Genomic DNA, 14,980 nt, shown 5'->3' on the forward strand with positions numbered 1-14,980 from the left:
CGCGGTGGCGCCGGCCGCCGCCACCGCCGGCCTTGCGCTGGCCATCGACCTGCCGGAGGACCTGCCGGCGCTGCGCGGCGACGCGGGCCGGCTGCGCCAGGTGTTGGACAAGCTGCTGTCCAACGCCGTGAAGTTCACGCCCGCCGGCGGCCGCATCACGGTGTCCGCCAGGGCCACGGCGGAAGCCCTCGAGATCCGCGTCGCCGACACCGGCATCGGCATCCCGCCCGCCGAGCGCGAGCGGATGTTCGAGCCCTTCACGCAGCTCGACAGCTCGTTGGCGCGGCGGTTCCAGGGCTCGGGCCTCGGCCTGCACCTGGCCCGCACGCTGGCCGTCGCGCTCGGCGGCACGCTTTCGCTCGAGGATCCGCCGGGCCCCGGCACCGTTGCCGTGCTGCGCTTCCCGTCCGGGCGCCTGGTCGCTGCCCCTGCCATGGCCGGCCCGCTGTCCGCCTGACCCGTTTCAAGCCAAGGACATTCGACGTGACCGACGCGCTTGCGACCACCGATGCCCTGTTCTTCTCCACACTCGACCGCGCCGCGGCCGAACGCATGGCTGCTGCCGCGGCGCGCGGCGCGGAGGACGGCGAGCTGTTCCTGGAGCACCGCGAAAGCGAGGCGATCAGCCTGGAGGACGGCCGCATCCGCTCCGCCTCCTTCGACGCCACGCGCGGCTTCGGCCTGCGCGCCGTCGCCGGCGAGGCGGCGGGCTACGCCCATGCCGCGGAGCTGTCGGAAGCCGCGCTGGCGCGCGCGGCCGAGACGGTGAAGGCCGTTGCGGCCGGCCATTCCGGCACGCTGGACGTCGCGCCGCGTGCCACCAACGCGCGGCTCTATTCCGAGCTCAACCCGCTCTCCGCCATGGACTTCGCGGCCAAGACCGCGCTGCTGCAGGAGATCGACGCCTATGCGCGCGCGAAGGACCCGCGCGTGAAGCAGGTGATGGCGAGCATCACCGGCGAATGGCAGGCCGTGCAGATCCTGCGCCCGGATGGCCGCCGCGTGGCGGACCTGCGCCCGCTGGTGCGCATGAACGTCGCTGTCGTGGTGGAGGCGAATGGACGCCGCGAGACCGGCAGCTTCGGCACCGGCGGCCGCTTCGCCTATGACCGCGTGCTGAACGAGGCGAGCTGGAAGGCGGCCGTGGACGAGGCGCTGCGCCAGGCGGTGGTGAACCTCGACAGTGTCCCCGCGCCGGCCGGGGAGATGGAGGTGGTGCTCGGCCCCGGCTGGCCCGGCATCCTGCTGCACGAGGCGATCGGCCACGGGCTGGAGGGCGACTTCAACCGCAAGAAGACCTCCGCCTTCGCCGGCCTGCTCGGCCAGCGCATCGCCTCGCCGGGTGTGACGGTGGTGGATGACGGCACCATCCCCGACCGCCGCGGCTCCATCACCGTGGACGACGAGGGCACGCCCTCCGGTCGCACCACGCTGATCGAGGACGGCATCCTGGTGGGCTTCCTGCAGGACCGCCAGAATGCCCGGCTGATGGGCGTGCAGCCCACCGGCAACGGCCGGCGCCAGAGCCACGCGCATATCCCGATGCCGCGCATGACCAACACGGTCATGCTCGGCGGCGCCCATGCGCCAGAGGAGATCATCCGCAGCGTGAAGCGCGGCATCTACGCCGTGAACTTCGGCGGCGGCCAGGTGGACATCACCTCCGGCAAGTTCGTGTTCAGCGCCAGCGAGGCCTACCTGATCGAGGACGGGAAGCTGGGTGCGCCGGTGAAGGGCGCGACGCTGATCGGCAACGGGCCGGATGCGCTGACCAAGGTCGCGATGGTCGGCAACGACATGGGCCTCGACCCGGGCATCGGCACCTGCGGCAAGCAGGGCCAGGGCGTGCCGGTCGGCGTCGGCCAGCCGACGCTGAAGATGACCGGCCTGACCATCGGCGGCACGGCCGTGTGACCCCGGCCTCTCCCGCCCGCGGGAGAGGGAGCTCGACGGTCGCGAACCCGCGCAGCGCGCGGGCGTTGCCCCTCCGTCGCCCGCCGCCCCGCGGGCGCGATCGGGAGGGGCGCGACCCATGCGGCGCGGGCTGTGCACGGCCTTGGTCTTCTTGGCGGCGGTGCTGGCGGCGCCGCCGGCCGGCGCGCAGACCACCATCGCGATCGCCTGCAGCGCGCTCGGGATCGAGGCACGGCTCTGTCGCGAGGGCGCGGAGGAATGGGCGCGCCGCAGCGGCAACCAGGTGCGCCTGGTCTCCACGCCGAACAGCGGCACCGAGCGGCTGGCGCTCTACCAGCAGCTGCTCGCCGCCAGGTCGGCGGATATCGACGTGTTCCAGATCGACGCGGTCTGGCCGGGCATCCTGGCGAACCACCTGCTCGACCTCCACGGCAAGCTAGATACCGCCGGCCATATCGAGGAAGTGGTACGCAACAACACGGTGGGTGGGCGCCTCGTCGCCATGCCGTGGTTCGCCAATGCCGGCCTGCTCTATTACCGCCGCGACCTGCTGGAGGCGCATGGGCGGAGATTGCCGGAGACCTGGCGCGAGCTGACCGACACCGCCGCGGCGGTCATGCAGGCCGAGCGCGCGCGCGACGGCAGCGACCGCATGTGGGGCTACGTCTTCCAGGGGCGCGCCTATGAGGGCCTGACGGTCAACGGCCTGGAATGGCTGGCCAGCCGCGGCGCCGGCCACATCGTGGAGCCGGATGGGCGCATCTCCGTCAACAACCCGCGGGCGGCGGAGGCGCTGTCGCTCGCGCGGTCCTGGATCGAGCGCATCACGCCGCTCGGCGTGCTCAACTACGCGGAGGAGGAGGCGCGCGGCGTCTTCCAGTCCGGCAACGCCGTCTTCATGCGCAACTGGCCCTATGCCTGGCCGCTGCTGAACGCGGAGGACAGCCCGGTGCGTGGCCGCGTCGCCGTCGCCGTGCTGCCGCGCGGCGCGGGCGAGGACGGCACCCATGCCGCAGCGCTGGGCGGCGAGCAGCTCGCCGTCTCCCGCTACACGCCCCGCGCCGAGCAGGCGGTGGACCTGATCCGGCACCTGACCAGCCGCGAGGAGCAGAAGCGGCGCGCCATCGCCGGCGGCTTCTCGCCCAGCATCATCGCGCTCTACGAGGATCCGGAGGTGCTGGAGGCAAACCCGTTCTTCCGCGACCTGCTGGCGACGCTGCGCGCCGCGGTCGCGCGGCCCTCCGGCGCCACGGGCGTGCGCTACAACCGCGTCTCCGCCGAATTCGCCAATGCGGCGCATGCCGTGCTCTCCGGCCGGTCGGAGCCGGCGGAGGCATTGGACCGGCTGGAGGACCGGCTGGAACGGGTCAGCCGGGGAGGCCGCTGGTGAGCGTGGCCGGGCAGGCGGCGGGGCGCACCGCCATCGCGCCGGCCGCTGCCACGGCGCGGCGCGGCGGGCTGTCCGGCATGGAGATCCGCCGGCAGCGCGCGGCCTGGCTGTTCCTGGCGCCGATGCTGGTCGTGCTGGCGCTGGTCGCGGGCTGGCCGCTGCTCCGGACGGTCTACTACGCCTTCACCGACGCGACGCTGTTCGACCTGGACTACCACGGCTTCGTCGGGTTGCTGAACTTCCGCTTCCTCGCCACCGACCCCGACTGGTGGCGCGCGGTGTGGAACACGCTGCTCTTCACCATCGTCTCCCTGGCGCTGGAGACCGCGCTGGGCCTGATCATCGCGCTGACGCTGGATGCCAGGCTGCGCGGGCGTGGCCCGCTGCGGGCGGCGATGCTGATTCCCTGGGCGATCCCGACCGTCGTCTCGGCGCAGATGTGGGGCTGGATGCTGCACGACCAGTACGGCGTCATCAACGCGGTGCTGCTCTCGCTCGGCATCATCGCGACGCCGTGGGCCTGGGTGGCCGACCCCTCGCTGGCGCTGTGGTCCGTGGTGGCGGTGGATGTCTGGAAGACCACGCCCTTCATGGCGCTGCTGATCCTGGCGGCGTTGCAGCTGGTTCCCGGCGCGGTGTACGAGGCGGCGAAGATCGACGGCCTCGGCCCGGTCGGCACCTTCTTCCGCATTACCCTGCCGCTGATCCGCCCGGGGCTGATGGTGGCCGTGCTGTTCCGCGCGCTGGACGCGCTGCGCGTCTTCGACCTGATGTACGTGCTCACCGGCAACAGCCCGTCCACCGCCTCCATGTCCGTCTATGCGCGCCAGCAGCTGGTGGATTTCCAGGACGTCGGCATGGGCTCCGCCGCCGCGACCTTCCTGGTGCTGATCGTCGCGGCCTGCGCGGCGCTGATCATCACCGCCGGCCGCGTCCGCTTCGATTCGGCGGGAAGCTGAGCGATGCCGCGCGGCCTGCGCCGCATGCTGGGCAGCATCGGGCTCTATCTTCTCGTGGCCGTCATCGTCGTCTACACGGTCTTCCCCTTCTACTGGGCGGTCGTCTCCTCGCTGAAGGGCGGCCAGGCGCTGTTCGGGACGGAACTGCTGCCACGCGATCCGGACCTGCGGAACTACGTCGCGCTGTTCCGCGACCAGCCCTTCGGCCGCAACATCCTGAACTCCGTCTTCGTGGCGGGCTCCGTCGTCGCCGTCTCGCTCGCGCTGGCGGCCGGCGCGGCCTATGCGCTGGGCCGCGTGCGCTTCCGCGGCCGCGCGCCGATCCTGATGGTGATCCTCGGCGTCTCGATGTTCCCGCAGGTCGCCGTGCTGTCCGGCATGTTCGAGCTGATCCGCTGGCTCGGCCTCTACAACAACCTGCTCGGCCTGACGCTGAGCTACCTGATCTTCACCCTGCCCTTCACCGTCTGGGTGCTGACCACCTTCATGCGCGAGCTGCCGAAGGAGCTGGAGGAGGCGGCGATGATGGACGGCGCCACGCCCTTCGTGACCATCACCCGCGTCTTCCTGCCGCTGATGGGCCCGGCGCTGGCCACCACGGGCCTGCTCGCCTTCATCGCCGCATGGAACGAGTTCCTCTTCGCGCTGACCTTCACCCTGACGAACGAGATGCGCACGGTGCCGGTCGCCATCGCGCTGATCACCGGCTCCTCCGCCTTCGAGCTGCCCTGGGGGCGGATCATGGCGGCCTCGGTCATCGTCACCGTGCCGCTGATCCTGCTGGTGCTGGTCTTCCAGCGCCGCATCGTCTCCGGCCTCACGGCCGGCGCGGTGAAGGGCTGAAGTTCAGCCCTCGGCCGCGCGGCCCGGCGCCAGGCGGCTGGACAGCAGTTCGCCGCGGCGTTCCAGCAGCGGATGCGCGACGGCGGCCAGATGCGCTCCGACGCGCCGCAGGTCGCGGATCGCGTCCAGCACGAAGCCCGGCGTCGCGCCGGGCTCGCCGAGCGGCAGCGGAGCGGCCTGCGCGGCACGCTGCGCCGCCGCCCGCTCCGTCCCCCGGAGCTGCTCCTTGGCCTGCACCAGACGCCGCGCCGCCTCGGCGTCCTCCACCATGAAGACCGCGACGGCGAGGCGTAGCTGCTCGCGCAACGCATCGTGCAGCGCGGCGAGATCCTGCCGGTCGCCTTCGGCCAGCGTGACGCCGTGCCGCACGCGCTTCGTCGCGTGGCGTGCCACGTCGCGGGTCAGCACGTCGGCCGCGTGTTCCAGCGCGATGGCGAAGGCCTGGATCTCGGCCAGGCGCCGGCTGTCCTGCGCGGTCAGCCCCTCCGCCGGGATCGCCGCCAGATAGGCCAGCACGGCGCGGTGCAGGCGGTCCACCACGTCGTCCATGCCCGCCAGCGCCTTCGCCGAATCGCGCCCGCCCTCGGCGAAGCCGCGCGCCGAGATCTCCAGCATGCGTTCCAGCATGTCCGCGATGCGCAGCACCTCCCGCCCGGCATTCGCCATGGCGACGGAGGGCATGACCGTCGCGCCCGAATCCAGGTAGCGCGGCGCCGCCTCGTCCAGTTCCGGCCTGTCGGGCATGGCGCGCTCCAGCGCCCAGGCCAGCGGGCGAAGCAGCGGCAGGAACAGCAGGCTCATCGCCAGGTTGAAGCCGAGATGCGCGGTGGCGACCAGGCGCACCGGGGTGGACGTCGCCGCGGCCAGCCACGCGCTGATCTCCGGCAGGAAGGCCAGCACCAGCACGCACCCGACCAGGCGGTTCACCAGGTTGCCGACCGGCAGCCGCAGCCTTGCGCGGTCGCCGCGGCGTCCGCCGCCCTGCAGCAGCGGGTTGATCGCGCTGCCGAGATTGGCGCCCAGCACCATGGCCACCGCGGCCTGCGGCAGCAGCACGCTGCCACCGGCGAGCGTCGCCACGAACAGCACCCCCGCGATGGAGGAATGCGCCGCCCAGGCGACGACCGCGGCCAGCAGCAGGTTCGGCAGCGGCTCCTCCGCCAGCGCGTCCAGCACGCGCCCGAGCGTCGGCGAGGCCTGCACCGGCGCCAGGCTGTCCACGAGCAGGTGCAGCGCCAGCAGCATCAGCCCGAGCCCGATGCCGACGCGGCCGAGGTCGCGGATCTGCGCGCGTCCGGAGCGTCGGAACGCCACCACCCCGGCCAGGATCAGCAGGGGCGACAGCCAGGAGATGTCGAAGGACAGCACCTGCACGATCGCTGCCGTGCCGATATTCGCCCCCAGCATCGCCGCCAGCGCCGGGACGAGCGCGACGGCGCCGGTCGCGGCGAAGCTCGTCACCATCAGCGCCGTCGCCGTGCTGCTCTGCAGTGCCGCCGTGACGCCGAGGCCGGCGAGCATCGCCCGCATCGGGCTGCCGAGCGCGCGCCCGAGCATCGCCTGCAGCTTCCCGCCGAAGGCGCGCTCCACGCCGCTCTGCACCATGTGGAGGCCCCAGAGCAGCAGAGCCGCCTCGCCCGCCAGCTGGACCAGCAGGCGCAGTTCGGTCATGGACGCGTCACCTCCTCACCCGAAGGCGGCCCGCGCCAGCCGGGCCAGGTTCTCATGGCCCATGCGCGCATAGGTCAGCGGGTGTGCCTTCGCCGGATCCTGTTCCGCTTCCACCACCAGCCAGCCGGCATAGCCGGCGGCGGCGAGCGGCGGCAGCACGGCGGCGTAGTCCACGCAGCCGTCGCCCGGCACCGTGAACACGCCGGCGAGCACCGCCTCGAGGAAAGGTAGGTCCTGCCGCTTCGACGCCGTCATCACGTCGCGGCGAATGTCCTTGCAGTGCACATGCACGACGCGCGCGGCATGGCGGCGCGCGGCGGCGACCGGATCGCCGCCGGCGAAGGTCAGGTGGCCCGTATCCAGCAGCAGCCCGACCTCCGGCCCGGTGCTGGCCATCAGGCGGTCCACCTCCGCCTCGCTCTCGATCACCGTGCCCATGTGGTGGTGATAGGCCAGGTGCAGCCCGCGTGCCCGCAGGCGTCGGCCGAACTCCTCCATCCGCGGGACCAGCAGCGCCCAGTCGGCCTCCGACAGAACCGGTCGCTTCGAGAGCGGCGTGGCGCGCTGGCCGTGGATGGCGCGGGACACCTCGGCATGCACCATCACGCTGCAGCCCAGCGCCGTGAGCAGCGCGACATGCGGCTCCGCCTCCGCCATCTCCGCATCCACGTCGCGCTCCAGCAGGCGCGAGCCGTACCAGCCGGAGACGAGGTCCAGCCCGTGCCGCACCAGGATGGGCTGGAGCTGCGATGCCACGCGCGGGAACTTGTTGCCCAGCTCCACCCCCGCGAAGCCGGCCTGCTTCGCCTCCGCCAGGCAGGTCTCGAGCGGCGTCTCCGCGCCGAGCTCCGGCATGTCGTCATTGGTCCAGGTCAGCGGGTTGATCCCGAGGCGGACGCGCATGCTCATGCTCCTGCAAGCTGCCGCTTGCGGTTGGTCTCGTAGTCGCGGCGCGCCGCCGTCTGGGCCGGCGTGGCGGGGGCGGCAGTGACGGGCACCTCCCACCAGGCGCCGCCTTCCGCCGTTCCGGTCTGCGGGTCGGTGTCGATGACCAGCACCTGCGTCCGCTTCGCGGCGAGCGCCTTGGGCAGCGCAGCCTCCAGCGCTGCGATGCCCGCGACCTTCTGCGCCTGCGAGCCCAGCGCGGCGGCATGGGCCGCGAAATCCACCTGCGGCGCAGCGTCGGGCAGCAGGTTGTTGAAGGGGTCGCCGCCGGTGGCGCGCTGCAGGCGGTTGATGCAGCCGAAGCCGCGATTGTCCAGCACCACGATGGTGAGCTTCGCGCCGAGCATGACGGAGGTCGCGATCTCGCTGTTCATCATGAGGTAGCTGCCGTCGCCGACCAGCACCACCACCTCGCGCTGCGGCGCCGCGAGCTTGGCGCCGAGCCCGCCGGCGATCTCGTAGCCCATGCAGGAATAGCCGTATTCCAGGTGGTAGCTGGCTGCGTCGGTGGCGCGCCACAGCTTGTGCAATTCGCCCGGCAGGCCGCCGGCGGCGCAGACCACGATGCCGTCCTGCGGGATGGCGCGGTTGACGGCGCCCAGCACCTGCGCGTCGGTGGGCAGCGCGTTGGACTTCGGCTTCGGGGCGGCGGTCACGCGTTCCACCGTGCGGTGCCAGCGCGCGGTGGCCGTCACCGCCTTCTCCTGCCAGGGGCGCGGCGCGGACCAGCGGCCGAGCGCGGTGGAGAGCGCGGCCAGCCCACGCCCGGCATCGGCCACCAGCGGCTTCGCGCCATGCTTGTGCGCGTCGAAGGCCACGACGTTCAGCGCCAGCAGCGCGGCCTTGCCGAACAGCGCGCGGGACCCGGTGGTGAAGTCCTGCAGCCGCGTGCCGACGGCCAGCACCAGGTCGGCCTGCTGCGCCAGCGCATTGGCCGCGGCGCTGCCGGTGACGCCGACGGCGCCCATGTTCTGCGGATGGTTCCAGGCCAGGCTGCCCTTGCCGGCCTGGGTCTCCGCCACGGGGATGCCGTGGCGCTGCGCGAACTCGGCCAGCGCGGCCTCCGCGCCGCTGTATTTCACGCCACCGCCGGCGATCAGCACCGGGCGCTTCGCGGCCTGCAGCGCTGCGGCAGCCAGCCGCAGTTCGGCCGCGTCGGGCTCCGGCGCGCGGGGCCGCCACATCCGCTTGCGGAAGAACTCGGCGGGCCAGTCCATGGCCTCGGTCTGCACGTCCTGCGGGAAGGCGAGCGTGACCGGGCCGCACTCCGCCGGGTCCGTCAGCACGCGCAGCGCGGCGGGCAGGGCGACCAGCAGCTGCTCGGCCCGCATGATGCGGTCGAAGAAGCGGCTGACCGGGCGGAAGCAGTCATTGGCCGAGACGGTCGCGTCGCCGAATGCCTCCACCTGCTGCAGCACTGGATCCGGCCGGCGGCTGGCGAAGACGTCGCCGGGCAGGAACAGCACCGGCAGCCGGTTCACATGCGCCACCGCGGCGGCTGTCACCATGTTGGTCGCGCCCGGCCCGATCGAGGTGGTGCAGGCCATCATCCGGCGGCGCGCATTGGTCTTGGCGTAGGCGATCGCGGCATGCGCCATCGCCTGCTCGTTGTGCGCGCGGAAGGTCGGCAGGGCGCGGCGATGCGCATGCAGCGCGGGGCCCAGCCCGGCCACGTTGCCATGCCCGAAGATCGCCCAGACGCCGCCGAACAGCGGCACGGTCCGGCCGCCGATCTCCGTCTGCTGCGCTGCCAGGAAGCGGACCGTGGCATCGGCCGCGGTCAGGCGTAGAGTGCCCATGCTCCTCCCTCGCCGGGATTGCCCCGGCCTCCCTCTGTGTTACGGTTTGATGACAGCGCCCGCAAGCGGCCGCGCACGGAAGACGCCATGCTCCACTTCGCACAATTCGGCGCCGGGCGCATCGGCGCCATCCACGCCGCCAACCTCGCCGCGAGCGGCCGAGCCCGCCTGACGCATGTGGTGGACGTGCACGCGCCGGCGGCCGAGGCGCTGGCGGTGAAGCACGGCGCGCGTGTGTCCGACACCGCCGCCGCGCTGGCGGACCCCGAGGTCGGCGCAGTCATCATCGCGAGTTCCACCGACACCCATGCCGAGCTGGTGATCGCCGCGGCGCGCGCCGGCAAGGCGATCTTCTGCGAGAAGCCGATCGACCTGTCGCTGGCGCGCGTGGATGCCTGCCTCGCGGAGGTCGGCAAGGCCGGCGTGCCGATGCTCGTCGGCTTCAACCGCCGATTCGACCCGAGCTTCGCCGAGCTGCACCGCCGCATCGGTGCGGGTGCCATCGGCACGGTGGAGCAGGTGGTGATCACCAGCCGCGACCCCGCCCCGCCGCCTATCGCCTACATCAAGGTCTCTGGCGGCCTGTTCCGCGACATGACGATCCACGACTTCGACATGGCCCGCTGGATGCTGGGCGAGGAGCCCGTGGAGGTCTTCGCCCATGGCGCCAACCTGGTGGACCCGGCCATCGGCGCCGCCGGCGACATCGACAGCGCGATGGTGCTGCTGCGGACCGCCTCCGGCCGCATGGCACACATCAACAACTCGCGCCGCGCCAGCTACGGCTACGATCAGCGCGTGGAGGTGTTCGGCAGCGCCGGCCGCCTCATCGCCGGCAACCCCACGCCGACCACGGTGGAACTGGCGGATCGCCATGCCGTCTCCGCCGACAAGCCGCTGCACTTCTTCCTGGAACGCTACGCCGACGCCTACCGCATCGAGCTGAACGCGTTCCTCGATGCCGTCGCGAACGGCACGCCGATGCCGGTCGGCGCCGAAGACGGGCGGCAGGCCCTGGTGCTGGCGGACGCCGCCCTGCGCTCCCTGCAGGAAGGCCGCCCCGTGCGGGTCGGTGCATGACCGCGTTGCCTCCGGTCCGTCTCGACGGCCGCACCATCCTCGTGACGGGCGGCACCCAGGGCATCGGCGAAGGCTGTGCGCTGGCCGCCACCGAAGCCGGGGCGGCTGCGGTCTGCATCACCGGCCGCAGCGCGGAACGCGGCGCGGCCGTGGTCGCGAAGCTGCGGGCGCTCGGCGCGAAGGCGCATTTCGTCGCCGCCGACCTGGCGGATGCCGAGGCCACCGCCGGCATCGTCGCCCAGGCGGAGGCCGCGCTCGGCCTGGTGGACGGCCTGGTCAACGCCGCCGGCCTCACCGACCGCGGGACCATCCTCGACACGCCGGTGGGTCTCTGGGACCGGCTGTTCGCCGTGAACGCTCGCGCTCCCTTCCTGCTGACGCAGGCCATGGCGCGACGGCTGAAGGAGGCCGGCCGGGCGGGCGCCATCGTCAACGTCATCACCATGTCCAGCCATGGCGGGCAGCCCTTCCTGACGGGCTATTCCGCCTCCAAGGGCGCGCTGGCGACGCTGACCAAGAACACCGCGCTCGGCCTGCGCCCGCTGCGGATCCGCGTGAACGGGATCAACCTCGGCTGGGCCGACACGCCCGGCGAGCACGTGATCCAGCAGAAGGACGGCAACCCGCCGGACTGGCTGCAGCGCGCCGAGCCGGCCCAGCCCTTCGGCCGGCTGATCCGCCCGCGCGATGTCGCTGGGCTGGCCACCTACCTGCTCTCCGACGCGGCGGAGATGATGACGGGCGCGCTGATCGACTTCGACCAGAACGTCATGGGCGCCTATACCTGACCGGCTCGGCGCCCCGGTCACGTTCCGGAAAGACTGGCCGGCGATACGACCCTGCCGTATGACCCCGCGGGGGTTGGGGAAGGGAGCTGGCCGTGTCCATGGAGGTTCCGAGGCGCCGGGCCGATCTGGTGCGCGCCCGCGCCCCGCTTCGGCTCGGCCTGGCCGGCGGCGGGACGGATGTCTCGCCCTATGCCGACCTGCATGGCGGCGCGGTGATGAACGCCACCATCGACCGCTACATCTACGCCAGCGTGGCGCTGACCACGGACGAGCGGGTCGAGATCGAGAGCCACGACCTCGGCCAGCGCGCCAGCCTCGCGGCCAGCTTTCCCCTGCCTGTGGATGGCCGTCTCGACCTGCCCAAGGCAGTCTACAACCGGGTCGTGCGGGACTACTTCGGCGGCCGCGCCATGGGCATGCGCATCTCCACCTATTCGGAAGCGCCGGCCGGCTCCGGCCTCGGCTCCTCCTCCACTCTCGTCGTCGCGGTGCTGCAGGCCATGACGGAGCTGTTCCGCCTGCCGCTCGGCGAATACGACGTGGCGCACCTGGCCTATGTGATCGAGCGCGAGGACCTGAAGCTGGCCGGCGGCCGGCAGGACCAGTACGCCGCCACCTTCGGTGGCTTCAACTTCATCGAGTTCCACGCCGGCGAGAAGGTCATCGTCAACCCGCTGCGCATCAAGAGCGAGATCGTCTGCGAGCTGGAATCCCAGACCCTGCTCTGCTTCACCGGCGTCAGCCGGGAAAGCGCGACCATCATCGCGGAACAGGCGCGCAACGTGCAGGCGGGCGCAGCGAAGCCGATCGAGGCGATGCACCGCCTGAAATCCGCCGCCGTCGCCATGAAGGAGGCGCTGCTGAAGGGCGACCTGGCCGGCGTGGCGCAGACGCTGGACGCCGGCTGGACCAGCAAGCGCGACATGGCCAGCGGCATCAGCAGCGGCCCGATCGAGGACGCGCTGGCGACGGCGCGCGCGGCGGGGGCCGTCGCGGGCAAGGTGTCCGGCGCCGGTGGCGGCGGCTTCATCATGTTCCTCGTCCCGCTGGAACGCCGCCGACCCGTGCTTTCTGCCCTCACGGAGAAGGGCTACAGGACCGAGACGGTGCGCTACGTGCCGCAGGGGGCGACAGCATGGTGGACGTGAGGGAGGTCCAGGCCGCGATCGGCGTCACGGCGCGGCTGCTGGACGCGATGGCTGCCGACCAGGTGCTCTGCGCCGCCACCGCGCGCGCAGCCGAGGCCTGCATCGCCGCGCTGCGCGCTGGCCGCAAGGTGCTGGTCTGCGGCAATGGCGGCAGCGCCGCGGACGCGCAGCACTGGGCGGGCGAGCTCGTCTCCCGCTTCAACTACGACCGGCCGGGCCTGCCCGCCATCGCGCTGACCACGGACACCTCCATCCTCACGGCGATCGGCAACGACTACGGCTACGACCGCGTCTTCGCCCGCCAGGTGGAGGCGCTGGGCCAGGAGGGCGACGTGCTGCTCGCGCTCTCCACCTCCGGCAACTCGCCCAACATCGTCGCGGCGCTGGAGGCGGCCCGGGCGCGGAGCATCGCCACCGTGGGCTTCACCGGCGAGGGCGGGGGCAAGATGGCCGCGCTCTGCGACATCTGCATCCGCATCCCCAGCCGCAGCACGCCGCGCATCCAGGAAGGCCACGAGGTCCTCGGCCACGCCATCTGCAGCATGATCGAGGCCGCGATCTTCCCTCGCCCGCCGGCATGATGCCGACGGAGGCGATCGTCCTGGCCGGCGGCTTCGGCACAAGGCTGCGCGCGGTCGTCAGCGACGTCCCGAAGCCCCTCGCGCCCGTCGCCGGCCGGCCCTTCCTGCACTGGCTGCTGGACGGGCTGGCGCGGCAGGGCATCGCGCGCGTCGTGCTGGCCACGGGCTACATGGCCGATGTCGTGCGCGACGCGCTCGGCACCTCGCATGCCGGCATGGCGCTCGTGCATGCGCCGGAGGAGGCGCCGCTCGGCACCGGTGGCGCGCTCTGGGCGGCGCTGGCGCATTGCGCGGGGCAGCGGGCCTTCGTGCTGAACGGCGACACCTGGCTCGGCGCGAGGCTCGCGCCGCTGGCCGGGGAGGCGCCCGGCGCCGACCTGGTGGTCGCCGTGCGGCCGGTGGAGGATCGCAGCCGCTACGGCAGCGTGCGCGTCGAGGGCAACCGCATCCTCGGCATGGAGGAGAAGGGGCCCAGCGGCCCCGGCCTGGTCAATGCCGGCGTCTATGTCGTGCGCCGCGACCTGCCGTCGCGCCGCCCCATGCCGGGCGCCTTCAGCCTGGAGGCGGAGGTGCTGGGCCGGCCCGGCGATCTCGACCTGCGCGCCCATGTCACCGACGCCACCTTCCTCGACATCGGCACGCCCGAGGATTTCGCCCGCGCGCAGGCGCTGATCCCGGCCTGGGCGGCGGCATGAGCGGCCGGCCCGCGCTGTTCCTCGACCGCGACGGCGTGATCAACCACGACGAGGGCTATACCCACCGCATCGACGCGTTCCGCTTCCGCGACGGCATCTTCGATCTCTGCGGCACCGCGCAGGCGCGCGGCATGGCGCTGGTCGTCGTGACCAACCAGGCCGGCATCGGCCGCGGCTACTACACCGAGGCGGATTTCCAGGCGCTGACCGCCTGGATGCTGGACCGCTTCGCCGAACGCGGCATCCGCTTCGCCGCGGTGGAACACTGCCCGGACCACCCGACGCACGGTATCGGCGCCTACCGGCGGGAGAACCCGCGCCGCAAGCCGGGCCCGGGCATGATCCTGGATGCCAGCGCGGCGCATGGCCTGGATCCCGCGCGTTCGGCCATGGTGGGCGACCGCGCCAGCGACATGCAGGCGGCGCTCGCCGCCGGCGTCCGCACCCGCATCCTGCTCGCCGCCACGCCCGAGGAGGCGGCGTCCGCGCCGCCCGGGACGTTGCTGCTGCCGGAAGGCGCCCTGCACGAGGCGGCGCGTCTGCTCGCCGACCTGCCGGACTGACCGGCCGGGCCGTTTCTTCCTTCGCCGGGCGCTTGCGCCGGGCGGGTATCCGGGCCAGGAACGGAGGGAGGCAGGTGTGCCGGGGTCAGTGGAATGCCCGCGCGCGCCTGATGCATGCAACGGCGCCGACCGCGCCGCGCTTCCGATACATCGCGAACAGCAGCCGGCATCGCGCCTTGCGCGGGCCGCGGGCGGGATATCCCATGGCACAGACGAAGACCGGGGCGCAGAGCCCCGAACAGGCCGCGGAGGCAGCGGCGCGCATCGAGGACGAGGTCGCCTACCTGGCCAAGCGCCACCGCATCTCGCCCGCCATCGTACGCGAGATCATCCGGCGCATCGGCTCCATGGAGCGTGCGGCGGTGGAGCGCGAGATCCGCAAGGGCATGGCGCGGCGGTGACTGCGGGCGGGCCGATCCGCGTCAACCGTGCCCCGGTGCTCACGCTCTGGGCGGCGGTTGTGGCGGAGCGGCTCGGCCATCCGCCTGCGGCCGCGTTGAGCCTGGCCAGCGCGGTCGCCGGTACCGCGGCGCAGGCGAAGGCGCGCCGCCTCGGCATCGCCGAGGCGCCCGGCCCGGTCGAACGGCAGGCTGCGGTGCCGCCG

At 72.7% G+C, this 14,980-nt stretch carries 15 protein-coding genes and 1 pseudogene; 13 read left to right on the forward strand and 3 right to left on the reverse strand.

The features are described 5' to 3' along the window. From OZN99_RS12145 to OZN99_RS12165, 5 genes are all read left to right on the forward strand, one after another. A partial coding sequence (locus OZN99_RS12145; protein ID WP_270935492.1) for a sensor histidine kinase occupies positions 1 to 457 on the forward strand: 457 nt, incomplete at its 5' end. A gap of 26 nt (positions 458 to 483) precedes the next feature. Next, positions 484 to 1,914 carry a metalloprotease TldD gene (tldD, locus tag OZN99_RS12150; protein WP_270935493.1) on the forward strand — a complete coding sequence of 477 codons (1,431 nt, stop codon included), beginning with the start codon at positions 484 to 486 and terminating at the stop codon, positions 1,912 to 1,914. Between the two features lie 118 nt (positions 1,915 to 2,032). Next, positions 2,033 to 3,304 carry an ABC transporter substrate-binding protein gene (locus OZN99_RS12155; RefSeq protein ID WP_270935495.1) on the forward strand — a complete coding sequence of 424 codons (1,272 nt, stop codon included), beginning with the start codon at positions 2,033 to 2,035 and terminating at the stop codon, positions 3,302 to 3,304. Then, entirely contained in the window at positions 3,301 to 4,263 is a 963-nt protein-coding gene (locus OZN99_RS12160; protein WP_333779736.1) for a carbohydrate ABC transporter permease, read from the forward strand. Before OZN99_RS12155 ends, OZN99_RS12160 begins: the two co-directional genes overlap by 4 nt. Before the next feature lie 3 nt (positions 4,264 to 4,266). Further along, entirely contained in the window at positions 4,267 to 5,106 is an 840-nt protein-coding gene (locus tag OZN99_RS12165) for a carbohydrate ABC transporter permease (RefSeq protein ID WP_270935496.1), read from the forward strand. A 3-nt stretch (positions 5,107 to 5,109) separates the two neighbouring features. Here OZN99_RS12165 and OZN99_RS12170 read toward each other — a convergent pair whose 3' ends face one another. Genes OZN99_RS12170 through iolD form a run of 3 tightly spaced genes read right to left on the reverse strand, consistent with a single transcriptional unit; the run spans position 5,110 to position 9,521 of the window. Further along, positions 5,110 to 6,777: a Na/Pi cotransporter family protein gene (locus OZN99_RS12170; RefSeq protein WP_270935497.1), complete on the reverse strand. Its 1,668-nt coding sequence runs from the start codon at positions 6,775 to 6,777 to the stop codon at positions 5,110 to 5,112. A gap of 15 nt (positions 6,778 to 6,792) precedes the next feature. Next, the gene (gene iolE / locus OZN99_RS12175; protein ID WP_270935498.1) at positions 6,793 to 7,680 is read right to left on the reverse strand and encodes a myo-inosose-2 dehydratase; all 888 of its coding nucleotides are present in this window, start codon (positions 7,678 to 7,680) and stop codon (positions 6,793 to 6,795) included. A gap of 2 nt (positions 7,681 to 7,682) precedes the next feature. Beyond that, the gene (gene iolD, locus OZN99_RS12180) at positions 7,683 to 9,521 is read right to left on the reverse strand and encodes a 3D-(3,5/4)-trihydroxycyclohexane-1,2-dione acylhydrolase (decyclizing) (protein ID WP_270935500.1); all 1,839 of its coding nucleotides are present in this window, start codon (positions 9,519 to 9,521) and stop codon (positions 7,683 to 7,685) included. Between the two features lie 87 nt (positions 9,522 to 9,608). On the opposite strand from iolD, the gene iolG reads away from it, so the two are divergent. From iolG to OZN99_RS12220, 8 genes and pseudogenes are all read left to right on the forward strand, one after another. Next, positions 9,609 to 10,601 carry an inositol 2-dehydrogenase gene (iolG, locus tag OZN99_RS12185; RefSeq protein ID WP_270935501.1) on the forward strand — a complete coding sequence of 331 codons (993 nt, stop codon included), beginning with the start codon at positions 9,609 to 9,611 and terminating at the stop codon, positions 10,599 to 10,601. Then, complete coding sequence (locus OZN99_RS12190) at positions 10,598 to 11,389, forward strand: SDR family oxidoreductase (RefSeq protein ID WP_270935502.1); 792 nt, start codon at positions 10,598 to 10,600, stop codon at positions 11,387 to 11,389. Before iolG ends, OZN99_RS12190 begins: the two co-directional genes overlap by 4 nt. Positions 11,390 to 11,487: 98 nt before the next feature. After that, entirely contained in the window at positions 11,488 to 12,537 is a 1,050-nt protein-coding gene (locus OZN99_RS12195) for a GHMP family kinase ATP-binding protein (RefSeq protein ID WP_270935503.1), read from the forward strand. After that, positions 12,525 to 13,118 carry a D-sedoheptulose-7-phosphate isomerase gene (locus OZN99_RS12200; RefSeq protein ID WP_408611832.1) on the forward strand — a complete coding sequence of 198 codons (594 nt, stop codon included), beginning with the start codon at positions 12,525 to 12,527 and terminating at the stop codon, positions 13,116 to 13,118. The genes OZN99_RS12195 and OZN99_RS12200 overlap by 13 nt, the downstream gene beginning before the upstream one ends. Further along, complete coding sequence (locus tag OZN99_RS12205; RefSeq protein WP_270935505.1) at positions 13,115 to 13,813, forward strand: nucleotidyltransferase family protein; 699 nt, start codon at positions 13,115 to 13,117, stop codon at positions 13,811 to 13,813. Before OZN99_RS12200 ends, OZN99_RS12205 begins: the two co-directional genes overlap by 4 nt. Then, positions 13,810 to 14,376: a D-glycero-alpha-D-manno-heptose-1,7-bisphosphate 7-phosphatase gene (locus OZN99_RS12210; RefSeq protein ID WP_270935506.1), complete on the forward strand. Its 567-nt coding sequence runs from the start codon at positions 13,810 to 13,812 to the stop codon at positions 14,374 to 14,376. The genes OZN99_RS12205 and OZN99_RS12210 overlap by 4 nt, the downstream gene beginning before the upstream one ends. Positions 14,377 to 14,579: 203 nt before the next feature. Beyond that, positions 14,580 to 14,777, forward strand: coding sequence for a hypothetical protein (locus OZN99_RS12215; protein ID WP_270935507.1), 198 nt, complete (start codon positions 14,580 to 14,582; stop codon positions 14,775 to 14,777). Next, positions 14,774 to 14,980, forward strand: a pseudogene (locus tag OZN99_RS12220) (hypothetical protein); the annotation flags it as partial. The gene OZN99_RS12215 and the pseudogene OZN99_RS12220, both read left to right, overlap by 4 nt.

It is taken from the genome of Falsiroseomonas oryzae, from assembly GCF_027856955.1.
GTDB classification, from domain to species: Bacteria; Pseudomonadota; Alphaproteobacteria; order Acetobacterales; family Acetobacteraceae; genus Falsiroseomonas; species Falsiroseomonas oryzae.